Genomic DNA, 23,131 nt, shown 5'->3' with positions numbered 1-23,131 from the left:
GTGTCCGTCAGGTCGACCGGTGAACGTCGCTCGCGGGTGTTGCTGTGACGATGCGATTGCGGCCCTGTCGCTTCGCGTCGTACAGCGCCCGGTCGGCAGCGTCGAAGAGCATCTCGAGACTGTCGGATCCGTGCGCGAGTCCGATGCTGACGGTCACGCCGTGACCGGCGAAGTGCTCTGTCGCACGCTGGAACTGGCCGATGCGAATGGTGTCTGCGATGGCGTAGGCGTCGAGCTCGGAGACGTCGGTGCAGAACACCGCGAATTCTTCTCCGCCGAGCCGCGCGAACAGGTGACGGCGGCCGAGGTGAGACCGGACGTCGTCGGCGAATCGCTCGAGAGCACCGTCGCCCGCGCTGTGCCCGTACGTGTCGTTGAGGGCCTTGAAGTGATCGAGGTCCATCATCAGGACCGTGGCAACACCGTCGGCGGCGTCGCGGGTCAAACGGTGTGCGCGACGGAAGAACTCGTCCCGGCGTAGGGCGCCGGTCAGGTCGTCGTGAGCGACGGCGTGGCGTAACGCGGTGATGGCTGCGCGCCGCTCGTTGGTCACGCAGGCCACGGCGATCGGCGCGATCGCGAGGAACGACAATCCGATGCTGACCGACAGTTCCACCGGCATCGCGCCGAGGTCCGGGACCCCGATGTGTCCGTCGGCGGTGAGGACGAGCATCCACATCGTCGTCGTCCAGATGAACAGCGACGTGACGAAGACCCCCGTCGTCAACGCGGCCACGACGAGGGCGGGCATGGCGAACGTGATCGCGCCCGAGCCTCCGACCGCCCACACGAGGATCAGGCAGAGCACCAACAACGCAGCGGCTGGGGCGACCCGCCGCGCGAGTGCGACGACCTCGCCGCGCCGACGGAATCGACGGAGGTCCGCCCTCGTGGGCGCGGTGAGAACCGCAGGCATGACCGCCATGTAGTTGAGGAACTCTCCGGAGAACCAGCGCGCCCATCCGCTCTGCCACGGAGTCGACTCGATGGCCGAGTTCGCGAATCCGCCCGCGACACCGGCGACGGAGGACGCGACGAGAATGACCGCGGCCACCAACGCAAGCGACTGGACACGCGTCAGCCAGGGGCGTTGCTGGCCGATGAGACGGAAGACCAGGAAGCCCGCCGCGACGCCTGCGACGTTGCACAGGTTGAGGACGAGGTTGGAGAACAGTGGACTACCGGTCACCGTGTCGGCGGCAATGTAGCCGAGCGTCGCACTGACCCAGGTGGCGGGCGTTGCGAGGCGCGGTGAGCGAAGCAGTATGCCCAGCAGCAGGGCGTTGGCGGGCCAGAACACGGCCAGCGTGCCCGGAAGGCGAGTTGCGATCCCGAACAGACAGGCGAGAAACACCACTGCGCCGACGAGTGCTGCGCGACGAGTCACGTCGGCAGCGCTGCCGACACGTGAGCTGACGCGCTGCAAATCCATCGAAATGCCCGTTTCTGAACGATTCGTAGGGAAGTTGAATGTTCAGTGTGTCAGAAACGGCGGCGGAACCTCATACCGAGGGGCCTGCCGTCGGGATCGACGAACAGGCGATACGCGACCGCCGCCAGCCGTTGCTGCCACTGCGGAGGCACGTCGATTTCATGGCGGCGAAGTCTGCCCGACGGGCGCGGCGACGCCGACGGTGCCGTGTGCCAGGCGTCGAGACGCGCCGCGCTGCTGCTCACCGCGTCGAAGAACGACGCGGGATCGACGAGGTCTTCGTCGTCGCCCGGCGCGCGGCCCAGGTGCTCGCGGATGAGTTCCAGCCGTAGTTCGCGCGCGAACACCCGTGCTCCGTCGCCGAGACCGGCCGGGTCGACGGGTTCACGAACGTCGCGTTCGTCGTCGACGATCGCGGCCGTCAGTTCGGAGTCGTGAGTCCACGACCGCCGGTTGAAGTTGTCGGAACCGACGGCGGCCCACACGTCGTCGACGATGCACACCTTCGAATGCACGTAGACCGGGATGCCGCGATCGTTCTCGAGGTCGAGGACGAGCACGCGGTCACCACCCGCATCGCGGATCACGTCGAGTGCCGCGGAGTGGCCGAGCAGAGCCGACGGAATGGTGATGGCACTGTCGTCGTCGAGATGTTTCGGGACGACGATGACCAGGCGCAGATCCTGTGAGCGTCGCAAAGCGGCGGCGAACACCCGCGCCACGTCCACCGACCACAGGTACTGATCCTCGACGTAGACCAGTTCGCGGGCGCGCCGCAGAACCTTCGCGTACGCGCGGGCCGCGCTGAACTCACCCTGAGTCGCGAACGGATACGCCGGGCGTCTGCGCGGATACGTGCGGAGAAGTTGGACGCTGCAGGTGCCCGCGGCTGCGGGTGCGTCGTGCTGCTCCGGCAGTTCCGACACCTCACGGGTGACGCCGCGGAGAATGTCGGGGATGGCGTGCCACGGCAGGCGGGACAACGCGGCCGGATCCTCCCACCGTTCACGGAAGACGTGCTCGATGTCGCGGACCGCGGGCCCCTGCACCTGCACCTGCATGTCGTGCCACGCGGGAAGTTCGCCGTACTCGGGCGGGAACGGCCGGCTCACGGGGTCGCCGAAATGATCGGCGTCGTCGCGTCGGGCACGCGCGAGATCGATACCACCGACGAACGCGAGGTCGACCGTGTCGGGATCCTGATACCGGACGACGACGAACTTCTGGTGATGACTTCCCAGCGTCAGGACCCGTTGGTCGAGAATCACCTCGCCGCCTGCCTCCTCGAGACGCAACGCCAACTTCCGGTTCTTGGGACCGGTGAAGCCGAGGGTCTCGATGTGCGAGCGCCACACCATGCCCTTGACGATGCCGCCGCGCTGCGCAACCGACGCGAGCGCGTCCTCGACGGTCGTGTCGTCGGTCAGCAGCTGTTCCGGGTCACCGCGCCAATCGGTGAACAGCACCAGGTCGCCCTCGCCCGCGGCGTCCAGCGCGCTCGCCAGAGCCGCGAAATAGGGTTTGCCGTGCACGAGCGGGGTGACCCGGTTGCCGTCCGTCCAGGCCGCGATGCGGGTGTCGGGGTTGCCGCGCTCCTCGGAGCTGAGGAACCAAGGGTGTTCGGAGTCGAACTTCTGGACCTGCTCGTTCAGTGCGGCACTACTGCGGCCGAGTCGCCGAGCGAGCGCATCGATCGTTCGGTGTAGCGGCTGCGGTATCACGAGGGGAAATACTGTCAGAGCAGTCCGACGGGGCGTGTCACGAGGTCGGGTCGAACTCCGGCTGATCGATGATGCGCAGCCACGAACCGTCCGGTTGACGCTGCACGACCTGGGCGCGGGCGCCTGCATTGTCCTTCGGTGCCGTCGAGGTGAGCGCGATGTCGCCGTACACCAGCGTCGGCAGTCCCTCCTCCAGTTCGAAACGAGGCCCGTGCGCGAGCACCGACGCCCACAGTTCACGTATTGCGGCTCGGCCTGTCGTCGTCTGTCCGGCGGGGTAGGCCATGACGGCGTTGTCGGCGTAGAGCGCCGCGACACCGTCGGCGTCTCCTGCGTTGGATCGCTCGACGAAGAGGCGGGTGATGTCTTCCGGTGTCATTGCTTTGTCGGTCGTTGCTTTGTTTGTCATGGTTCCATCGTCATCACACCGGTACTAGAAGTCCAACAGATAGTTGTGATGAAAGCTAGAATTACAGCTTATGGAACTGAGGCAGCTCGAGTACTTCGTCGCCGTCGCGGAGGAAGCCAACTTCACCCGTGCGGCCGAGCGGGTGAACATCAGCCAGTCCGGCATCAGTGCCCAGATCAAAGCGCTGGAGAAGGAGGTCGGGGCCGAGCTGATCGACCGCAGCAGCAGGGTGGCGCGGCTGACGGTAGCGGGGACAGCTGCCCTGGTACACGCGCGCCGCGCACTGGAATCATCTGCAGCCCTTCGCCATTCCGTCGACGAGGTGCTCTCCCTCGTGCGCGGAAGGGTCGCCGTCGGAATGGTCACCGCATGCACCGTCACACCGCTGTTCGACGCCTTGGCTGCGTTCCACTCCGCGTACCCGGGCGTGGACATCACGTTGGCGGAGGCAAATTCCGACGAGTTGATCGCGCGCGTCCGGTCGGGCACGCTCGACGTCGCCCTCGTCGGCACCGCTCACGGTCCGCCCGAGGGGCTCGAATCGCTGGTCATGATCACGGAAGGACTGGCGGCGTGTGTACCGCCCGGGCATCCGCTGGCGTCGGTATCGGCGGTGACACTCGGCGAGGTGTGCGCCCACCGGGTGGTGTGCCTGCCGGTGGGTACCGGAATCAGATCCGTGTTCGACGACGCCTGTGCCGCAGCGGATATCACCGCCGACGTCGCGTTGGCCGCCAGTGCGCCGGGAGCTGTCGCCGACTTGGCGGCCAGAGGTTTGGGCGTTGCCATCCTGAGTCGTTCCATGGCACCGGATTTCGAGGATCGATTGGTCCCGGTACCGATCTCGGACGTGCCTGCCGACGCTGTTCTCGCCCTGACCTGGTCGCCCAAGGCGAGCACGGCGGTGAGAAAGCTCGCCACCTATGTGAGTGGTTGTGTAGGCCAGGGCCTACACAACCACTCACATAGGGGCTAGACGAGTTCGGTGATGTGATCGCGGGTGAAGGCGATGCGCTCGTTCAATCGGCCGGACTCGACCTTGTTCACCCACTCGGCGTCGGCGAGCAGGGCACGGCCGACGGCGACGATGTCGAATTCGCCCCGCTCGAACTGCTCGAACAGCGGCGTCAGGTCGGTCGTTCCCGACGCACCGTCCGGACCCCAGGCGCTGCCGAACTCCTTGTCCAACCCGACCGAGCCGACGGTGATCGTCGGGAGGCCGGTGATTTCCTTGGTCCACCCGGCCAGTCCTCGGGTTGCATCGTGCTCGGGGAACTCGGGAATCCAGTGGCGACGGGTCGAGGGGTGGAGCACGTCGACCCCGGCGTCGACCAGCGGGGTGAGGATCTTCTCCAGTTCCTGCGGGGTCTGCGCGATCCGAGCGTCGTAGTGATCGGCCTTCCACTGCGAGTATCGGTAGACGATCGCGAAGTCGTCACCCACCTCGGCTCGGATCGCCGCCACCACCTCGGCCGGGAAGCGGGTACGAGCTTCGAGGGATCCGCCGAAACGGTCGTCACGAAGATTGGTTGTCTGCCACAGGAACTCGTCGAGAAGGTAACCGTGCGCGCCGTGCAGCTCGACTCCGTCGAACCCGACGCTCTTCGCGTTAGCCGCTGCGTCGACCCAGTACTGGATCAGCTGGTCGAGGTCGCTGCTCGTGAAGGCGCGGCCCAACGGAGTGCCGTCCAGGGCGATGCCCGACGGGCTGACCGTTGTCACCTCGGGGTTGAGGCGCGGCGAGTCTCCGCGCTGCACGCCGAGGTGCCAGAGCTGCGGGATGATCACCGAGCCCTCGGCGTGGACGGCGTCGACGACGCTCTTCCATCCGTCGAGGCTGTCCTCGCCGTAGATGTGGGGAACTCGGGTGTCCGGGCCTGCCGCGGGGTCGGGGATCAGCGTGCCCTCGGTGATGATGAGGCTCGTTCCGCCTGCGGCCCGCCTGCGGTAGTACTCGGCGACGTTCTCGCGCGGGACTCCGCCGGGGGAGAACGCGCGGGTCATCGGCGCCATCGCGAAGCGGTTACGCAGTTTCAGGGACTTGGTTTCGAACGGAGTGAATAGCCCCGCGGATGCTGTTTCGGTCACGTCGGAGACGAACCGACCGGGGCGCAGCGGTATTCCACCTCGTCTCGGCTGGGGGGATATCGAGGTGATATACCTGGGTGATGAAGGTAACAGGCAAGGTTGCTGTGATCACCGGAGGCGGAGGCGGGATCGGCGGTGCACTTGCCCAGCGGCTCGTCGCGGAAGGCGCGAAGGTCGTCGTGTCCGATCTCGACGCGGCGTCGGCGTCGCGGGTGGTGGAGTCGCTCGAACCTGGCTCGGCGGTGTCTCTCGGGGGTGACGCGTCGAAAACCGACGACATCACCGCGTTGATCGCTCTCGCCGAGGACACCTTCGGTCCCGTGGACCTCTACTTCGCCAACGCGGGCATCAGTGGCGCACCGGGCCTCGACGCGACGGAAGCCGAGTGGGATCTGTCCATCGACGTCAATCTGCGCGCGCACATCCGCGCTGCGCAGCTTCTGGTGCCCGGGTGGATCGAGCGCGGCGAGGGCTACTTCGTCAGTACCGCGTCGGCTGCCGGCCTGCTCACACAGATCGGTTCTGCCACGTACGCGACCACCAAGCATGCGGCCGTGGGTTTCTCGGAGTGGCTCAACGTCACCTACGGTGACCGCGGCATTCGCGTCAGCTGCCTGTGCCCCATGGGTGTGAACACCAAGCTGCTGTACGAGGGCAAGGAATCCGGTAATTCACTCGGGGCGGCGGCTACTGCTGCCGTGCTCTCCGCGGGCGACGTGCTCGAGCCGAGTGACGTCGCGGAGGTCGTCCTCGCTGCGATGGATGCCGAGGAGTTCTTGATTCTGCCGCACCGGAACGTGCTGGAGATGTACCGCAACAAGGGTTCCGATTACGACCGGTGGTTGCGCGGCATGCGTCGCTACCAGAAAGCCCTTCTGGGGCAAGACAACTAAAGGAGCGACGTGTCCTTCTTCGAGACCACCGAGCGCGGCCGGAAGTATCAGCAGGATCTGTTGGAGTTCATGGACTCTCACGTCTACCCGGCGGAGTCCGTCTACGACGAGCAGATGCGCGAGCTCGGCGACCCGCACGGGCAACCCCAGATCATCGAGGATCTGAAGAAGGAAGCCCGGTCGCGCGGGTTGTGGAACCTCTTCCACCCCCACCAGGAGTGGGGGCCCGGCCTGACCAATCTCGAGTATGCCCCGCTCGCGGAGATCATGGGCCGGAGCCTGTTGGCGCCCGAAGCGTGCAACTGCAACGCGCCGGACACGGGCAACATGGAAGTGTTCACGCTGTTCGGAACGGACGAGCACAAGGAGAAGTATCTGAAGCCGTTGCTGGACGGCACTATTCGGTCCGCCTTCGCGATGACGGAACCCGACGTCGCCAGTTCCGACGCCACCAACATCGCCATGCGAATGGAACGCGACGGCGACGACTACATCCTGAACGGCCGCAAGTGGTGGACGTCGAATGCGCTGCACAAGAACTGCAAAGTTCTCATCGTCATGGGCAAGACCGAGCCGGATGCCGCCAGCCACCGTCAGCAGTCGATGCTCGTCGTGCCCATCGATGCGCCGGGTGTCACCGTCGTACGGAACCTGCCGGTGTTCGGCTACGTCGACCGCGAAGGTCACGCCGAGGTGCTCTTCGAGGACGTGCGGGTGCCGTCGAAGGACGTGTTGAAGGGGCCGGGTGAGGGTTTCGCGATCAGTCAGGCCAGGTTGGGCCCCGGGCGGATCCATCACGCCATGCGGACCATCGGCGTCGCCGAGCGGGCACTCGAACTGCTGTGCCGCCGTGCGGTATCGAGAGTCACCTTCGGTAAGCCGATCGCGACGCGCGCCAACATCCAGGATTGGATCGCCGAGGCTCGCATCGACATCGAGAAGACGCGACTGTTGACGCTGAAGGCCGCGTACCTGATGGACACCGTCGGCAACAAGGAAGCACGCACCGAGATCGCCGCCATCAAGGTGGCAGCTCCGGAGATGGCGCTGAAGATCATCGACCGGGCCATTCAGGTCCACGGCGGCGGCGGTGTGTCCGACGACTTCCCGCTCGCGATGATGTACGCCCACATCCGGACGCTGCGGCTGGCGGACGGCCCCGACGAGGTGCACAAGATGTCGATCGCGCGGATGGAGTTGAAGAAGTACCTCTAGAGGCTTAGGCGAGGCTGTGCTAACTTCACGCGCATGAAGCGGACCGCGATGCGCATGATCATTGCCTCGGTGGCACTTGTGGGCCTCGTGGCCTGTAGCAGTGACTCGGGGGACAGTAGCTCCGCCGGGTCGAACGACAGGACGGTGACAATCGATCACGTCGTCGGCTCGACGACGATACAGGGAACGCCTGAGCGCATCGTCGCCCTCGGGCAACAGTGGGTGGACGCGCTGGCGGAGTTCGACGTCTCCCCGGTCGGGTACATCTCCGCAGGATCTCAGGGATACGAGCGGAAGCTTTACCCCTGGCAGACGGGCCTGACCGAGGATTCCGTGATGCTCGACTCGACGTCGGTCGACACGATGAACGCGACCCCGCCCGTGGAGGAGATCGCGGCACTGCAGCCGGATCTCATTCTGGTGGCGGGGATCGCATCTCCCGAGCCGTACCAGTCGCTCAGTGCGGTCGCGCCCACGGTTTTCCCCGAGAAGAGCACGGTGGACAGCTGGCAGTGGCAGATCGAAACGCTCGGAAAGATTTTCGACCGTGAGGACGACGCGCAGTCGATCATCGCCGAGGGCGAAGGCTTCACCGACGGCATCGCCGCCGAGTACCCAGGCTTGGACGGCAAGACCGCGGTGCTCGCCCAGTACATCGTCGCCACGCAGCAACTCGTGGCCGTCGTCGATCCCGACGACGGTGCCGCGCAGGTCTTCGACAGCATCGGTCTCAGTGTTCCTGCGGACCTCGCAGCCTCGCCGGAGGCGACGAGCGGCCGGTTGGTCTTCAGTCCCGAACGGATCAACGAACTCACTGCCGACCTGGTCGTCATGCTGCCCAACGGTGGAACCGCCGCCGACCTCCAGGCCCTGCCTGGCTTCGATTCCCTGCCCGCCGTGGCGAGCGGCGGCGTCTCGGTGCAGGACTACGCCACGGTGGTCGGATTCAATCTGCCGTCCAAGGCGTCGATCGAGTACTCGGTGGAGAAGATTCGTCCCCAGCTCGAGGCGGTAGGCGGCTAGCTAGCTCCCCCTTGTGAGTACTTATGTAGGTCAGGACCTACACAAGCCTCACAAGGGGGCGGTACTCACGTGGGTTCTAGAGGTGAATCACCCCTCGCATGTTCTTGCCGTCTCGCAGATCCTGGTACCCCTCGTTCACCTGCTCGAGTGAATACGTGTTGGTGATCAGCTCGTCGAGCTTGAGCTGGCCGGCGTCGTAGAGGCGCAGCAGCCGGACGATGTCGTACTGAGGGTTCGCGGAGCCGAACAGTGTGCCCTTGATGGTCTTCTGGTTCAGCGTCAGATCCGTGCCGGAGACGTGAACGGTCAGCGCCTCGGGGTCGGCGAGACCGGTGATGACGACGGTGCCGCCCTTGCCGATGGCGGCCGTCGCTGCCTGGACCACTTCCTCGTCGACGGTGCCCACGAGAATCAGGGCCTGATCCGCGCCCTGGCCCCAGGTGAGCTCGGTGAGCTTCTCCTGGGCGCTGGCGTAGTCGCCGAAAGCATGTGTCGCACCGAACTTCAACGCCTGGTTCCGCTTGAATTCCAGCGGGTCGACGACGAGGACGTGCTTGGCGCCCGCGTGCACGGCGCCCTGCACCGCGTTGATGCCGAGACCACCGATGCCGTAGATGATCACCGAATCACCGGCCCGCACACCACCCGCGTACACGGAGGTGCCCCAGCCCGACGGCACGCCGCATCCGACGAGAACCGCTGTCTCCAAGGGCAACCAGTCGTCGATCTTCACGACGGAGTGTTGCGAGATCGTGGCGCGCTCGGCGAACGTTCCCAGCATGCACATCGCGCCGAACTCGGTTCCCTTGCTGTCGCGACGCCGGAATGAGCCGTCGGGCATGCAGCCTTCGAGAATCGTTGCGCCCATGTCGCACAGGCTCTGTCGGCCCGTCGAACAGTAGCGACAGGTACCGCAGTTGGGGATGAACGAACAGACGACGTGATCGCCGGGCTTGACCTTGGTCACGCCGGGCCCCACTTCCTCGATGATTCCGGAGCCTTCGTGCCCACCGACGATCGGGAAGCGCGGTGGGAGGTCGCCGTCGAGCAGATGGAGGTCCGAGTGGCACAGGCCGGCAGCGACGTACTTGATCAGGACTTCGCCCGGCCCGGGTCCGTCCAATTCGAGTTCGAGGATCTCGAACGGCTTGTGTGCTTCGAAAAGTACTGCAGCTTTGGTCTTCACGAAAGATCTCCTAGCGGTAGATGGACTTGAACTGCTGGAAGTTGCCGAGGGCGTCGGGGCCGAGTTCGCGGCCGATGCCGCTGTCCTTGACGCCACCGAACGGTGAACCCGGGTCGACCATGTAGCGGTTGATGCCGATGGTTCCGGTGCGAATCTGCTTGGCGACGCCGTACCCTCGTTCGTCGTCGGAGGTCCAGACGGTGCCGCCGAGCCCGAAGTCGGTGTCGTTGGCGATGCGGATGGCGTCCGCTTCGTCGCCGTACGGGATCACCGACAGCACAGGCCCGAAAATTTCCTCCTGGGCGATGGCGTGATCGTTCTCGACGTCGGCGAACACCGTCGGCGACACGAACCACCCGCGATCGAGATCGGACGGACGGACACCTCCGGTGACCAGCCGGGCACCGTCGCCACTGCCCTTCGCGATGTAGCCCTCGACTCGATCTCGTTGCCGCTCACTGGCCATCGGACCGATCTGTGTCGCCGGATCCAGCGCGTCGCCGACGGCGAGTGATTGTGCGAATGCTTCGAGCACGCCGACCACCTCGTCGTATCGACTGCGTGGCGCGAGCACTCGGGTGCCGAGGAAACACGTTTGACCGTTGTTGAGAAACGTTGCACCGAAGAGGTCTTCGCCGATCTTCGCAAGATCGAGTTCGGCGTCGTCGAGAACGATCGCCGCGGACTTTCCGCCCAGTTCCAGGGTGACGGGCCGCAGTAGTCGTCCGCAGGTCTCGGCGATCGACCGGCCGGCGGCAGTGGATCCGGTGAACGCAACCTTGTCGATACCCGGGTGCGATACGAGGTAGGCGCCCACCTCGCGCCCGCCGGGAACGATGTTGACCACCCCGGGCGGAATGCCCGCCGCCATGACGGCTTCGGCGAACGGAACCGAGTCGAGGACGGTTTCCGGTGACGGCTTGATGACGATGGTGCACCCGGCCGCCAGGGCGGGTGCGTGCTTGAATGCCGCGAGAGTCTGCGGGAAGTTCCACGGCGCGATGGCACCGACGACGCCGATGGGTTCCCGACGCACCGTCGTCGTGCCGCCGAGAAGGTGCGGGTGCGATTCCTCGAACGTCGCCGTTCTGGCAAGCCCGGCGTAGTACCTGACTACCGCGACGGGAAAGCCTGCTTCGAGCTGCAGGGCGATCGAAATCGGCATGCCGTTCTGCGCCGAGACCGTGCGGGCTATCTGCTCACCGCGCGCTTCGAGTTCGTCGGCGAGCCGGTCCAGAGCGTCGGCGCGGGCCGACGGCTCCCACTGACTCCAGCCGCTCGGATCCTCGAACGCGCGACGGGCGGCCGCGACGGCTGCGTCGACGTCTGCCTCCTGCGCCTCCGGAACCGAGCCGATGATCTGTTCGGTACTGGCCGACCGTACGTCGATCCTCGCCGACGAACTCGGGGGTGCCCACTCGCCGCCGATGAACAGCGATGCCGCGTGTATTGCCGTATCTGTACTCATGCATAGATCGTGACCCGCATCACGCCGGGTGAGTGTTCAAAAACTGTACGTTCTCCGCGCGGTTCTCAGTGGATGCCGAGTTCCTTCATTCGCTTGTACAGCGTGGTGCGGCTGATTCCGAGGCTGTCCGCGGTGGCGGCTTTGTTGCCCCCGCACCGAGCGAGTTCGTGCACGATGGCATCTCGCATCGCAGCGTCGAGAGCTGTCAGACGACTCGACGCACCCCGCGCACCGGGCCTGACCAGATCGTGTTCGCTGATGTCGCCGACGGACCTGCGGGCTGCCGCGCTCATCACTTCGTCGCGTAGTTCGCCGATGTTGCCGGGCCAATCGTGATCGATGAGAGCGCGCATGGCGTCCGGGGTGAACCGGGCACGGGAGCCGATTTCCGCGAGCATCCCGCGGACCAGGTCGGGAATTTCGTGACGCCTGGACCTGAGCGGAGCGAGCTCGACGGTGTCCGTGCACAACGACAGCAGTTGGCGGTGCTCCGCCGTGGACGTGTCCCGGATGGAGCTGGACAGTGCGAACCATCCACGCGCCGACTTCAACAGGGCATGCAGTCGGTGCGCGACGGGTGCGTCGGCCAGGTGAATGTTCTTCACCACGACATCCGTACCGGCCGTCACCTGCGTTTCGACGGATGCGAGCCACGCCGCGGGTGTCGTCGTGACGAGATCGGCGGCGTCGAACCATCGTGGCGCGCGGGCGGCAGTCAGCCTGGCCAGTGTCGTCGACTTGCCCGTTCCCGGTTCGCCGACGACACACAGGGGTTGGGACGCGGCCGCTGTCGACGTACGACGCGCGGGCTCGTCGAGCACATCTATCTCGAGGACGACGCCGGTGCCGGACACCGGCCTTTCCCATCGCACGAGTGCCCGGGCTCCGGAGTTCAGGACGACGGAGTCGATGACTCCGCTGCGACGGATCGACTCGTCCGTCAGCGACCGCAGCGCGGCGTGGTCGACGGTGTCGATGACGGCGGCTGCGGACGTGTTCTCGAGCAGAAGTTCGTCACCGATCGCGACGACGGGTGCGCCGCGCCGCCGAGCCGACGCATGTTGGAATGCCTGGAAGAGTCGTTGCTCGCCGCTGCGCGTCTCTTCCAGCAACCGCCCCTGGATGTCCTGCGCGGAATGCGCGAGCATCGGCTGGAGCAGCGGGTTGTCCTCGGATTCGAGGAACGTGATGTCGAGGACGCCCTCGATGCGTTTGGTGATCGGATGGATCAGCGGGTGGCCGTAGCAGCTGAAGCCCTTCATCGACTCCATGTAGTGCTCGCTGCCCCGAACGGCCAGGGGTTTACGGAGTTCGAACGACGTCGAGATCGAGTTGGTGCCCGACGCCTCCTCGGTGAAGGATCGGCCGACGACGGCGCCGACGCCGAACACGACGTCGCGCAGTGTTCGCGTGCCGAAGCGGAGATCGACGAGCCGGGCGTCGCGGTCGGCGAGCAGTACGCAGTAGCCGGAACCGTCGAGCATGCTTTCCATGCGGTCGAGGATCGGGTCGGCGGCTGCGAGGAGACGACTGCGCCGGTCCACGTCACGTAGAGCGGATTGTTCGAGCGAGTGGGCGGGTTCCAGCCCGCTGGAGGCAGAGCGTTGCCACGACAATGCGATCTGCTCACGCACCACACCGTGCTCCTCGTTGTCCCTCGTGACACGAGGCTAGCGCAGAGGCACCGCTCCGCGGGTAGCGTTTTCGGCATGGCTTACAGATACCTCGGCAACAGTGGACTCAAGATCTCGGAGATCACCTACGGAAACTGGCTCACTCACGGTTCGCAGGTCGAGAACGATGTCGCGACGCAGTGCGTGCATGCCGCCCTCGATGCGGGGATCACGACGTTCGACACCGCGGACGTCTACGCGAACGGCGCCGCCGAAACCGTGCTGGGTGAGGCGCTGAAGGGCGTTCGGCGTGAATCGTTGGAGATCTTCACCAAGGTGTACTTCCCGGTCGGGCCGAAGGGGCCCAACGACACCGGACTGTCCCGCAAGCACATCTTCGAGGGCATCGATGCGTCTCTCCGACGGCTGAGCACCGACTACGTCGACCTCTACCAGGCTCATCGTTTCGACTTCGAGACTCCGCTCGAGGAGACCATCGCTGCGTTCGGGGACGTCGTCCGTCAGGGCAAGGCCCTGTACATCGGGGTGTCGGAGTGGACGGCCGATCAGCTGCGCCGGGGTCAGGCGCTGGCCCGCGAGAACGGTTTCTCCATCGTCTCCAACCAGCCGCAGTACTCGGCGTTGTGGCGAGTCATCGAATCCGAGGTCATCCCGACGTCGAAGGAACTGGGCATCTCCCAGATCGTGTGGTCGCCGATCGCTCAGGGTGTTCTCACCGGCAAGTATCTGCCCGGTCAGCCGCTGCCCGAGGGCTCGCGCGCCACCGACGACAAGGGCGGCGACAAGATGATCGAGCGCTACCTCAACGACGAAACACTCACTCGCGTTCAGCAATTGAAGCCGATCGCCGAGTCGCTCGGCATCACGATGGCTCAGCTCGCGGTCGCCTGGGTACTGGCGAACGACAACATCGCCGCCGCCCTGGTCGGTGCGTCACGCCCCGAGCAGATCGCGGAGAACATCAAGGCGTCGGAAGTCACCTTGGACGCGGACGTGCTGAAGAAGATCGACGACGCCCTCGCCGGATCGATCGAGACCGACCCGGCGAAGACGCAGTCACCCGAGGCGCGCCTGGTGTAGAGCGCTCACTGACGGAAGACGTTCAACGCTTCGGCCTCGTCGACCGGACCCTCGACGGTGATGTCCACGTCCGCTGCGGCCACCACTTCGGCGCAGCGCAGCGAGAACCGTGGACCACCGTCGAGGATCTTCGAGAACTCCGGTTCCGAGGCCCCGAACACGATGCGCGTGACGCCGGCCCACACCATGGCGGCACTGCACATGGGGCACGGCTCGCCGCTGGCGTACATGGTTGCGCTCTCGGCCGTCGCGGCGGCGCGGATCGCGACCAGCTCGGCGTGGGCGGTGACATCACCGCCCGACGCGACTTCGTTGCGGCCCTCGGCCAGCACGGTGCCGTCGGCGCCCACGAGCACCGCCCCGAACGGCCGGTTCCCTGCCTCGCCCGCCTCGACGGCGAGTTCGATCGCGCGGCTCAGGTGTGTTGTGCTCATGCCGAAAGGTCCACGGTCGTACCTACTTTCAATTCGTATGCTTTGTCGATCAGTGTGCGCGCCGACACCAGATCCTGCAGTCCGATCCCGACGGAGTCGAACAGCGTCACCTCGAACATTCGGCCTGTCTCGAAGACTACGACGAACAGCGGACTTCAGTCCGAGTCTCGACGCGGACGAACCTTCGCGGAATCCGTGGATTTTCTGAAGCGCATGTGTTTCACTTTTGGCTGTGACTCAGGCCACCCCGAGTTCTGCGGACATCGAAAGAGAGTGCACACGGTGAAGAGACTTGCGACGGCGCTTCTGCCCGTCGCGCTGGTCGGTCAGCTGATGGCGGCAACGCCCGCGTCGTGGACGGGGTCGACACGATCGCGGAGAGCACGAAGGCGCAGGTCCCCGCCTGGTCGGAATTGATCGACTCGATCCGAGCGAAAGCGCCCCACGCCCGCATCGTCCTCGTCGGGTACGGCACCTACATCAGGCCGGGCGGCTGCTTCCCCGACCAGCCGATGCACCCGGCCGACGCGGATTATCTACAGGCGAAGGTCGACGACATGAACAACACCCAGCGCACCCTCGCGGCGGAGAAGGGCATCGAATTCTTCGACACCCGCCCTGTCGCCGAAGGCCACGATTCCTGCGCAGCGCCGGAGGACCGGTATCTGGAAGGGCTCGTTCCCACGCATCAGGCATTGCCCTTGCATCCGAACGCTCTCGGAGCGGACGCCGTCGGGACAGCGCTGGCCGATTACCTGCGCTGACCGCAGCGGCAGGGATGCGAGAATTCGACGTGTGCAGCCCACTCCAACCCGCGCCTACGGCGGACGCTCGGCCGACGACAGACGGGCCGAGCGGCGGAGTCGTTTCGTCGACGCAGCCTTCACCGTGTTCTCGACGACCGGGTACGCCCAGAGTTCGGTACCGCAGATCTGCGCGGAGGCGCGGCTGTCCTCCCGGCAGTTCTACGCGGACTTCTCCAGCCGAGAAGCGTTGCTGAGGGAGGCATACGACCAGGTGAACGAGGCGGCGCGGGCCGCGGTGACGGCTGCTGCGGCGGCGTCCGTGTCCGAGCCGTTCCAGGCTCGGGTGCGGGTGTTGGTCCGGGCGTATCTCGAGTCCGTACTGTCCGATCCGCGTCGACCTCGCTTGGCGTTCGTCGAAGTGATCGGCGTCAGTCCGGAGATGGAAGAGCACAGGAAAGTTCAGATCTCCGAGTGGATCGACGTGCTGCAATCGATCTTCCGCATTGCCGTGGACCGAGGCGAAATCGACGACCGCGACTTCCGGCTGACGTCGACGGCGCTGATCGGGGCGACGAATGCTCTCGTGAATCTGAGCACCACCGCCTCACCCGCGCTGCCCGTCGACGTACTGGTCGACGAGCTCAGTCGCATCGCCGCCGCCTCCACGCTGCCCCCTCCGTTGTGATTGGAAATGCGCACTGGCCTTCACACGCACTGAGGTGCGCATTTCCACTCACGTAGGGAGCGTCAGCGCAAGTGATGCACTTCCTGTAGGCCGTAGACCGGGGTGTCGATGCCCTCGTACCTGGCCTTGATCTGTAGAGCGAGGTACAGCGAATAGTGCCGTGACTGATGCAGGTTGCCGCCGTGGAACCACAGGTTCTCCTGCTGCGTCGGCTTCCACATGTTGCGCTGCTCGCCCTCCCACGGACCCGGATCCTTGGTGGTGTCCGAGCCCAGGCCCCATACCTTGCCGACCTTGTCGGCCGTCGCCTGGTCGATGAGGTCGGCGACCCAGCCGTTCATCGAGCCGTAGCCGGTGGCGTAGACGATCACGTCGGCCGGCAGTTCCGACCCGTCCTCCAGCACAACGCTGTTCTTGCCGATCCGTTCGACCTGTCCGGCAACGAGTTCGATCTTGCCGTCCGCGACGAGCTCCGATGCGCCGACGTCGATGTAGTAGCCCGATCCGCGGCGCAGGTACTTCATGAACAGGCCCGAGCCGTCGTCACCGAAATCGTGCTGGAACCCTGCCTTCTCCAACCGGTCGTAGAAGTCCTTGTCCTTCTCGGCGATCTGTTGGTACACCGGGATCTGGAACTCGTGCATGATCCGGTACGGCAGCGACGCGAACGTCAGATCGGCCTTGCCCGTTGTCATTCCGGATTCCACAGCCCGCTCGGAGTACAGATCACCCAAGGCGATCTCGCACAGTGAATCCGATTTGACGATGTGCGTCGAACTGCGCTGCAGCATCGTCACGTCCACGCCGGTCTCGTACAGCGCTTTGCAGATGTCGTGCGCCGAGTTGTTGGAGCCGACGACGACGACCTTCTTGCCGACGTAGGCGTCGGGACCCGGGTGCTCGCTCGAATGGTGTTGCTCGCCCTCGAAATCCTCCATCCCCGGGAAGTTGGGTACGTTCTTCTTGCCGGACATGCCGGTGGCCATGATCAGCTGCGTGGGGTGCAGGATCACTTCCTCGCCGTCGCGGTCGAGGACCACGGTCCATTTCTTCGCCGCCTCGTCGTAGGTCGCGGTCTTGGCTGTGGTGCGGCTCCAGTACGGAACTTCCATGACCTTGGTGTACATCTCGAGCCAGTCGCCGATCTTGTCCTTCGGTGCGAACACCGGCCAGTTCGGCGGGAACGGCAGGTACGGGAGATGGTCGTACCAGACCGGGTCGTGCAGACAGAGGCTCTTGTAGCGTCCGCGCCACTGGTCTCCCGGCCGGTTCGCTCGATCGACGACGATGGCAGGGACACCCAGCTGGCGGAACCGGGCGCCGAGAGCGATACCGCCCTGGCCGCCACCGACGATCAGCGCATACGGCTGCACGGTGTAGCCGAGCTCCTTCTCCTCGATCTCCTTCTTCTCCGCCCAGTTCTGGGTGTCGGCGTTGGAACCGTGGACTGCTCCCTTGATGCGGGTGTGCCCTTGACGCTCCTCGTGGCCTTTGAGCTCCTGCATGGTGGTGAGCAAGGTCCACCCTTCGTCGCCTTTCAGGCGGAGGTGCCCCTTGCCGCGGCTGGTGGCGGTCTCGAACTCGATCCACGCCGACGTCACCCCGTCGGCCTCGTCGGGTGTCTCGGTGGTGTGGAACCCGGACGGATCGGTGTCCTCCAAACGTTCCGCGAGCATCCCCTCGATCCCGTCTCGGCCCTCGACGGTCTTGAGGTTCCAGGTGAACGTCACCAGGTCGCGCCAGAAGCTGTCGACGGCGAACTTGGCCGCGACACGGCCCGGGTCACGAGCCTTCAGCGCGGCTTCGAAATCCGCGAGCCAGGCGTCGACCCGCTGCTGCGGTGTCTGCGAGAGAACGGGCGGTTCGATGGTCTGGGTCATGGAGACTCCCTTGTCGTTCGTTCGTGTGCTGTGACCCAGCACACTCCTGTCTACGACGAGCGGTCGAGAGTTGCAGTGGGTTGCATGTGACCGGCGTCACCGACGAAGCGCGTGATCGCCGACGCCAATTCCTCCGGCCGGTCCTCGGACACCCACGTACGAGACCCCTCGATCACGGCCAGCGTCGAGTTCGGAAAGTCCCGCGCCAGGCGCTCCGCGTGCTCGAACGGAAAGAACTTGTCATCCGACGCCCACGCCACCAGGACGGGTTGCTCGACGCCGCCGAACCGTCGGGCAGCGTCGAGCGTGTACGTCGTGTCGACGGATCGGAGGAACGTCGCGAGGTCGCGCCGGATCGCGGCGTCGAAGATGGGCGTTGCGAAGTGATCGAGGAGCTCGTCACCCAGTCTCGCGTGGCTCAGCCAGCCGAAGCCGATCGGTGAGCGTCCGTACAGCCGGCGCACCCACGGCACCCTGAGTGCGAAGGCGACGAGGTCGAGGGTGATCGGCACCTGCGCCAGCCGGCACAGGTAGCCGAAGAACGGCGGCGGAAAGTTCTCGTAGGCGTCGCACGGTGTGAGGACGACGCGACCGATGCGCTCCGGACGACGCGTGATCACCAGCTGCGTCAGCATTCCGCCGCCGTCGTTTCCGACGAGAGTCACATCGCGCAGATCGAGTCGCTCGATGACGTCGGCGACGACGTCGGCAATACCGGTGGCCGTCATGTCACCTGCGGGACCTACCGGGATCGCGTGACTGCCGAAGGGCCAGTCGGCGGTGATGCACCGGTGGTTCGCGGCGAGCAACGGAACGACCTTCCGCCAGATCGCGGCATTGGCGAACAATCCGTGGACGAACACGATCGGGGATCCGCTCCCTCGCTCGTACACACGGACTCCGTCGACGATCCTCGAATCACCCAAAGCAGAAACGATGCTCATGTTCCAGACCTCTTCCCTGTTGCCGGATGTGGTGCAAGCATGTCCGGCATGCGAGATGCGGCGCTTCCAGAAACGTGCTGTACCGAGCCGACGCTGTGGCTGTGGGCCGGCAAAGCCGTGTACGTCGGGCCGTCTCTGAACATCGACTACCACTCCGGTTCGATCCTGTGCTTCGCGGTCGGGGCGGACGCGCCGTTCACGCTGCGCGACGAGCACGGCGAACAGTGGAGTGTGCGCAGTGCAGCCGTCGCGCCTCGGACGGTCCATCGTGTGGAAGCGCACGGTGAGCGAATGGTGTTCGCCTACAGCGATCCTGGCGTATCCAGATCCGACCGTATCCTGGATGCGGCGGGTACCCGTACCGGCGGATTCGGCCTGCGACTTCCCTCCGAATCAGCACTGTTGGAACTCGCGGCCGCGGGCTCGCCCGACCCGCGGGCACTCGTCGAGACGCTGTGCGGCCCCGAGCCGCGGCAAGTCGACGAGCGCATCCGTGCGGCCGTACGCATCGTCCGCGAGAAGCCGGGCGCCGTTGTCGCAGCAGCCGACCTCGCCGCTGCCGTCAACCTGTCGACGTCCCGATTTCTGCATCTGTTCTCCGCCGAAGCGGGTACGAGCTTCCGGCGGTACCGCCTGTGGGCTCGGATGCTGCACGTCGGCGAAGCCGTGGCGCGAGGAAGCGATCTCACGACCGCATCGGTCGAAGCCGGATTCTCGTCACCCTCCCACTTCAGCGATTCCTTCCACTCGATGTTCGGCCTGTCGGCCGCAGCGCTTCTGGCCATGGGAACGCGCATCGAGATCCTGGACAGCGAACCCGCACCCTGACACTCGAATCGTGCTGATCGAAAGGGTTTCCCGCAGGCCCGAGTCCTCCTAGTCTTGCGAGGCAACGACGTCGGACAGAAAGTGACTCACTGCTGTGCCAGTATCGAGAACCGTTCCTGTGGGAGTGCGTCTGCGCGACGTACCGTCCGGCGGGGTAGCAGAACTCGCGCGGGCTGCATCCGCTCTCGACGCGTCGGGCACCGGGTTCGTGGTCCTCGGCACGCAGGTGGTCGGACTCGATCCCAGCACGGTCGCAAGCTTTCTCGCACGACGCACGTCCGGACTGGGGCTGGTCGTCGAGGCCGCACCGCAACGCGACCACCCGTACAACATCGCCCGCCGTGTCGCGTCACTCGATCATCTGACCCGGGGGCGTGCGGGCTGGTGGGTGTTGTCCGACGACGATTCCACCGAACTCGGCCTGGGGGTGCGTAGTTCGTGGGTCGATGCACCACGGTCGACGCGGAATCCGGACGCCGTGACGGCGGTACGAGCACTGTGGCGGACGTGGCCGGCGGCCGCGGTCGTCGGTGATGTCGAGTCCAACATCTTCACTCGTGCCGAGGACATTCGGTACGCCGACCACCGGGGGGTCTTCGCCACGGCCGGTCCGCTCACCGTGCCGACCACCCCGCAGGGGGAGCCGGTGATCTTCGGACCGGGCACGTCGGACATCGCCGTCGAGGGAGACACCGCCTTCGCCTCGGTGTCCGTGGACGCGATCGGCAGTGCACTCGACGCCGGCGCATCGGGCGTCGTCGTCGACGTGCACGACCTCGATGCTTGGTTGCACGACGTCCTCCCCGGTCTGATCCAGGACGGCGTCGTACGTCCCCGGCGATCGACGACGACGCTGCGTGGCTATCTGAACATCGGACTACCCGCGGAACCGGACCTGTCCGCGAACAGGCCCGTCTACACCTGACGACAGGGAGCAGTGACACATGTCAGCGGAACACGTCGTTCTCAACGTGAACGTCCTCGATATCGGCATTCACCTCGCCGCGTGGCAGAATTCCGGGTTGGCGCCCACGGCGTTCGTCGACCCGGACTACTTCGCGGACATGGCGCGTCTGGCAGAGCACGGAACGCTCGACGCCTTGTTCCTCGCCGACGGCCCTGCACTACGAGAAGAACCACGGCTCAAGCCGTCCCGTGCGCTGGAACCGTCCGCGATTCTGGCTCTGGTCGCCGCGGAAACCGAGTACCTGGGCGTCATCGGAACCCTGTCGACCACGTTCAACGATCCCGTCGAACTGGCACACAGGTTGTTGTCGCTCGACCACCTCAGCAACGGACGAGCCGCGTGGAACGTCGTGACCACGTATTCACCACAGGCCGGCCACAACTTCGGCCTGAACGACTATCCCGAAAGGAGTGTGCGGTACCGCCGCGCCGCCGAGTTCGTCGACGTCGTACTCCAGTTGTGGAGTGCGGCAGGCACTGCTGTGCCCGTCGCGCATCACGGCGAGTTCTTCGACGTCGAGGGTCTTCTTCCGCTCGGGGCGTCGCCGCAGCGGCATCCGTTGATCGTGCAGGCAGGTGGATCACCACAAGGCCGCGCACTGGCCGCACGTTCGGCGAACGCGGTGTTCAGTGCCGAGTTGACGCTCGATGCAGGACGCCACCACTACCGTCAGGTCAAGGACGACGCGCGGGGGCAGGGGCGTGGTCCGGACGACGTGGCCATTCTTCCCGGCCTGATCACGGTGTTGGGCAAGACCCGCGAGGAAGCGGTTCGCCGCTTCGAGCATCTCGAAAGCTATCTGCCCGAGTACTATTCGCTCGATCGCTTGTCCACCGTGTTGGGCTACGACCTGCGCGGTCACGACCTGGATGCTGCGGTGCCCGACGAAGCGTTGGCCGACGTCGACCCGGACAACTTCACCGCCTCGTTGGGATTTCGCGAGTCCATCGTGCGTTCGATCCAGGAGAGCGGTGCCACCGTCCGCGACGCAGTTCGCGAGTTCAGCGGTGGAGGTCACCGCATCGCCGTCGGTTCCGCCGAGGACGTGGCCGACACCATCGAGACCTGGTTCCGCGCAGGCGCCGCAGACGGTTTCAACCTGATGCCCGACGTGTTTCCCTCCGGTCTGGAGGATTTCGTCGAACATGTCGTGCCGATTCTGCGCGATCGGGGCCTGTTCCGGCGGGAGTACGCCGAAACGACACTACGAGAGCGGTTCTCGTCGGTGAACAGACTCGATCGCGCAGTCGGCTAGAAGAAGCCGGCTTCGGGGAGTTCCGCGTCGTTGACGACGATGTCGCCCAGGACCCGAGCTTTGTACGACGTCGGGTTGTGCGAGAACAGTGTGCGCAGATTTCTCCAGTGCACGTCGAGCGCGCGACCCTGCCGTGTGGCCGATGCGCCGCCGACCTCGAACAGTCGACCCGCAGCCGACAGTGCAAGCTCTTCGACGGCTACTTTCGTCTTGGCGGCAGCGATGGATGCTCGCTCCTCCAGCGTTCGGTCGACGCCGGTGGTCCGAGCAGCGTCGGCCGCGAGATCCTGTGCCGACGCGGCGGCGGCGACCGCCGATTCGACGACGAACGCAGCCGAACTCAACCTGCCGACGACCTCCAGCAACTGTGGATCGTGCCGGGGCGACTCGGCGGCCGCGTAGGTGAACGTGCGCTTCCTGCTCCGCAGCAGTTCGGCGGCGTCGTCGGTCACCGACCGGAGAATACCCGCGGCAATGGCGTGCAGGAACAGTTGGACGAGCGCCTGGCGAGGTCTGCGCTCGATGGGTTCGTTCCGGAACGGCAACGTGTCGCCTTCGGCCACGGCCACGGCCGAGAACACAGTGGTACCGCTGCCGGTGTGACGCTGACCGATGCCGTCCCAGTCGTCACGGTGTTCCACACCGGGGCCGTACGACTCGACGATCGCCGAGAGCACGTCACCGTCCGGCGTGTTGGCCGAGACCCTGATGAAGTCCGAGTAGATCGAGCCGGTGCTGTAGAACTTCACACCGTCGACGACGTAGCCGCCGTCGGCGGGTGTGAGAGTGGTGTCGAAGGTCCCTCCGCCGACGTTGTGTGAGCTCAGCTCGGAGTTGGCTCCGCCGAACAGCTTTCCGTCGACCACGTGCGGTAGCCATTTCAATTTCGTCTCGGACGACGGAACGCGCAGAATGTCTTCCACGAAGGCGAAATGGACACGCAGGATGTGCGGCACGTCCGGGTCGGCTTCGGCCAGGTCGATCACGAGATCGAACAGCTGGGCCAGGGTGTACCCTGCTCCGCCGAGCTGGGTCGGTACCCGCACCGCACCGAGCCGATGCTCCTTGACCAGTTCGATCGCAGTGGTCGGAGGTTCGTGTCCGCCGTCGGATCGGCGTCGCCGGGCGTCCTCGGCGATGGCGGACACCAGCTGCCGCAATTCGTCCGAGCCGTGTGCCGGTGGGGTGCGCCGGAGTGTGGAAGTCATGGTCGAGGTCCTCTCTGTCGTGATGTGGCGTGGCT

22 protein-coding genes are annotated in these 23,131 nt (G+C 65.6%); 10 read left to right on the top strand and 12 right to left on the bottom strand.

Annotation, left to right across the window (positions count from 1 at the left end; genetic code table 11):
- Positions 1–7 precede the first annotated feature (7 nt).
- From H292_RS0107210 to H292_RS0107200, 3 genes are read right to left on the bottom strand one after another with little or no spacing between them, the layout of a single operon-like run.
- Positions 8–1,432, bottom strand: a complete 1,425-nt coding sequence (locus H292_RS0107210; RefSeq protein WP_020110953.1) for a GGDEF domain-containing protein — start codon at positions 1,430–1,432, stop codon at positions 8–10.
- Between the two features lie 50 nt (positions 1,433–1,482).
- Positions 1,483–3,153, bottom strand: a complete 1,671-nt coding sequence (locus H292_RS0107205) for a phospholipase D family protein (protein WP_020110952.1) — start codon at positions 3,151–3,153, stop codon at positions 1,483–1,485.
- A gap of 37 nt (positions 3,154–3,190) precedes the next feature.
- Entirely contained in the window at positions 3,191–3,562 is a 372-nt protein-coding gene (locus H292_RS0107200) for a YybH family protein (RefSeq protein WP_230594333.1), read from the bottom strand.
- Between the two features lie 70 nt (positions 3,563–3,632).
- On the opposite strand from H292_RS0107200, the gene H292_RS0107195 reads away from it, so the two are divergent.
- Positions 3,633–4,538, top strand: coding sequence for a LysR family transcriptional regulator (locus H292_RS0107195; RefSeq protein WP_020110950.1), 906 nt, complete (start codon positions 3,633–3,635; stop codon positions 4,536–4,538).
- On the opposite strand, the gene H292_RS0107190 is transcribed toward H292_RS0107195, so the two are convergent.
- Positions 4,535–5,650 (bottom strand): NADH:flavin oxidoreductase, encoded by a 1,116-nt coding sequence (locus tag H292_RS0107190; protein WP_019662989.1) that lies wholly within the window; start codon positions 5,648–5,650, stop codon positions 4,535–4,537. The genes H292_RS0107195 and H292_RS0107190 overlap by 4 nt on opposite strands.
- Positions 5,651–5,730: 80 nt before the next feature.
- On the opposite strand from H292_RS0107190, the gene H292_RS0107185 reads away from it, so the two are divergent.
- The 3 genes from H292_RS0107185 to H292_RS0107175 are packed head-to-tail and all read left to right on the top strand — an operon-like array spanning position 5,731 to position 8,781.
- Positions 5,731–6,543, top strand: a complete 813-nt coding sequence (locus tag H292_RS0107185; protein ID WP_019662990.1) for an SDR family oxidoreductase — start codon at positions 5,731–5,733, stop codon at positions 6,541–6,543.
- Positions 6,544–6,552: 9 nt separating this feature from the next.
- Complete coding sequence (locus H292_RS0107180; protein ID WP_019662991.1) at positions 6,553–7,758, top strand: acyl-CoA dehydrogenase family protein; 1,206 nt, start codon at positions 6,553–6,555, stop codon at positions 7,756–7,758.
- Between the two features lie 33 nt (positions 7,759–7,791).
- Complete coding sequence (locus tag H292_RS0107175) at positions 7,792–8,781, top strand: ABC transporter substrate-binding protein (RefSeq protein WP_231383782.1); 990 nt, start codon at positions 7,792–7,794, stop codon at positions 8,779–8,781.
- Positions 8,782–8,857: 76 nt separating this feature from the next.
- Here H292_RS0107175 and H292_RS0107170 read toward each other — a convergent pair whose 3' ends face one another.
- The 3 genes from H292_RS0107170 to H292_RS0107160 all read right to left on the bottom strand — a co-directional run bounded on the left by H292_RS0107170 (position 8,858) and on the right by H292_RS0107160 (position 13,069).
- Positions 8,858–9,967, bottom strand: coding sequence for an NDMA-dependent alcohol dehydrogenase (locus tag H292_RS0107170; protein ID WP_020110948.1), 1,110 nt, complete (start codon positions 9,965–9,967; stop codon positions 8,858–8,860).
- A gap of 10 nt (positions 9,968–9,977) precedes the next feature.
- Entirely contained in the window at positions 9,978–11,435 is a 1,458-nt protein-coding gene (locus H292_RS0107165; RefSeq protein ID WP_019662994.1) for an aldehyde dehydrogenase, read from the bottom strand.
- A gap of 65 nt (positions 11,436–11,500) precedes the next feature.
- Positions 11,501–13,069 (bottom strand): sigma-54-dependent Fis family transcriptional regulator, encoded by a 1,569-nt coding sequence (locus H292_RS0107160; protein WP_230621051.1) that lies wholly within the window; start codon positions 13,067–13,069, stop codon positions 11,501–11,503.
- Between the two features lie 75 nt (positions 13,070–13,144).
- Between H292_RS0107160 and H292_RS0107155 the strand changes: the two genes are divergently transcribed.
- Positions 13,145–14,149 carry an aldo/keto reductase family protein gene (locus H292_RS0107155; protein WP_019662996.1) on the top strand — a complete coding sequence of 335 codons (1,005 nt, stop codon included), beginning with the start codon at positions 13,145–13,147 and terminating at the stop codon, positions 14,147–14,149.
- 5 nt (positions 14,150–14,154) lie between these two features.
- Here the strand turns inward: H292_RS0107155 and H292_RS0107150 are convergent, their stop codons facing one another.
- Together H292_RS0107150 and H292_RS28725 are read right to left on the bottom strand one after the other, a co-directional pair.
- A complete protein-coding gene (locus H292_RS0107150; RefSeq protein WP_019662997.1) occupies positions 14,155–14,583 on the bottom strand; it encodes a nucleoside deaminase in 429 nt (142 codons plus the stop codon).
- Positions 14,580–14,702: a hypothetical protein gene (locus H292_RS28725; RefSeq protein ID WP_020110946.1), complete on the bottom strand. Its 123-nt coding sequence runs from the start codon at positions 14,700–14,702 to the stop codon at positions 14,580–14,582. Before H292_RS28725 ends, H292_RS0107150 begins: the two co-directional genes overlap by 4 nt.
- Positions 14,703–14,936: 234 nt before the next feature.
- Between H292_RS28725 and H292_RS0107140 the strand changes: the two genes are divergently transcribed.
- Together H292_RS0107140 and H292_RS0107135 are read left to right on the top strand one after the other, a co-directional pair.
- Positions 14,937–15,347 carry a GDSL-type esterase/lipase family protein gene (locus H292_RS0107140; RefSeq protein WP_019662999.1) on the top strand — a complete coding sequence of 137 codons (411 nt, stop codon included), beginning with the start codon at positions 14,937–14,939 and terminating at the stop codon, positions 15,345–15,347.
- 31 nt (positions 15,348–15,378) lie between these two features.
- Positions 15,379–16,014 carry a TetR/AcrR family transcriptional regulator gene (locus H292_RS0107135; RefSeq protein WP_019663000.1) on the top strand — a complete coding sequence of 212 codons (636 nt, stop codon included), beginning with the start codon at positions 15,379–15,381 and terminating at the stop codon, positions 16,012–16,014.
- Between the two features lie 62 nt (positions 16,015–16,076).
- On the opposite strand, the gene H292_RS0107130 is transcribed toward H292_RS0107135, so the two are convergent.
- Both H292_RS0107130 and H292_RS0107125 read right to left on the bottom strand, forming a co-directional pair.
- The gene (locus H292_RS0107130; protein WP_026347408.1) at positions 16,077–17,894 is read right to left on the bottom strand and encodes an NAD(P)-binding domain-containing protein; all 1,818 of its coding nucleotides are present in this window, start codon (positions 17,892–17,894) and stop codon (positions 16,077–16,079) included.
- Positions 17,895–17,944: 50 nt separating this feature from the next.
- Positions 17,945–18,838, bottom strand: a complete 894-nt coding sequence (locus tag H292_RS0107125; protein WP_027498664.1) for an alpha/beta fold hydrolase — start codon at positions 18,836–18,838, stop codon at positions 17,945–17,947.
- 39 nt (positions 18,839–18,877) lie between these two features.
- Between H292_RS0107125 and H292_RS0107120 the strand changes: the two genes are divergently transcribed.
- The 3 genes from H292_RS0107120 (at position 18,878) to H292_RS0107110 (ending at position 21,888) form a co-directional block, all read left to right on the top strand.
- Complete coding sequence (locus H292_RS0107120) at positions 18,878–19,666, top strand: helix-turn-helix domain-containing protein (protein WP_026347410.1); 789 nt, start codon at positions 18,878–18,880, stop codon at positions 19,664–19,666.
- Between the two features lie 94 nt (positions 19,667–19,760).
- Positions 19,761–20,591, top strand: coding sequence for an LLM class flavin-dependent oxidoreductase (locus H292_RS0107115; protein ID WP_231383781.1), 831 nt, complete (start codon positions 19,761–19,763; stop codon positions 20,589–20,591).
- Positions 20,592–20,610: 19 nt separating this feature from the next.
- A complete protein-coding gene (locus H292_RS0107110) occupies positions 20,611–21,888 on the top strand; it encodes an LLM class flavin-dependent oxidoreductase (protein ID WP_020110943.1) in 1,278 nt (425 codons plus the stop codon).
- On the opposite strand, the gene H292_RS0107105 is transcribed toward H292_RS0107110, so the two are convergent.
- Entirely contained in the window at positions 21,885–23,096 is a 1,212-nt protein-coding gene (locus H292_RS0107105; protein ID WP_019663006.1) for an acyl-CoA dehydrogenase family protein, read from the bottom strand. The genes H292_RS0107110 and H292_RS0107105 overlap by 4 nt on opposite strands.
- Positions 23,097–23,131: the final 35 nt, after the last annotated feature.

The organism is Rhodococcus sp. 114MFTsu3.1, assembly GCF_000383555.1.
GTDB classification, from domain to species: domain Bacteria; phylum Actinomycetota; class Actinomycetes; order Mycobacteriales; family Mycobacteriaceae; genus Rhodococcoides; species Rhodococcoides fascians_E.
The sequence above is the reverse complement of the archived record's forward strand: the minus strand, read 5'-3'. Positions and strand labels throughout refer to the sequence as shown.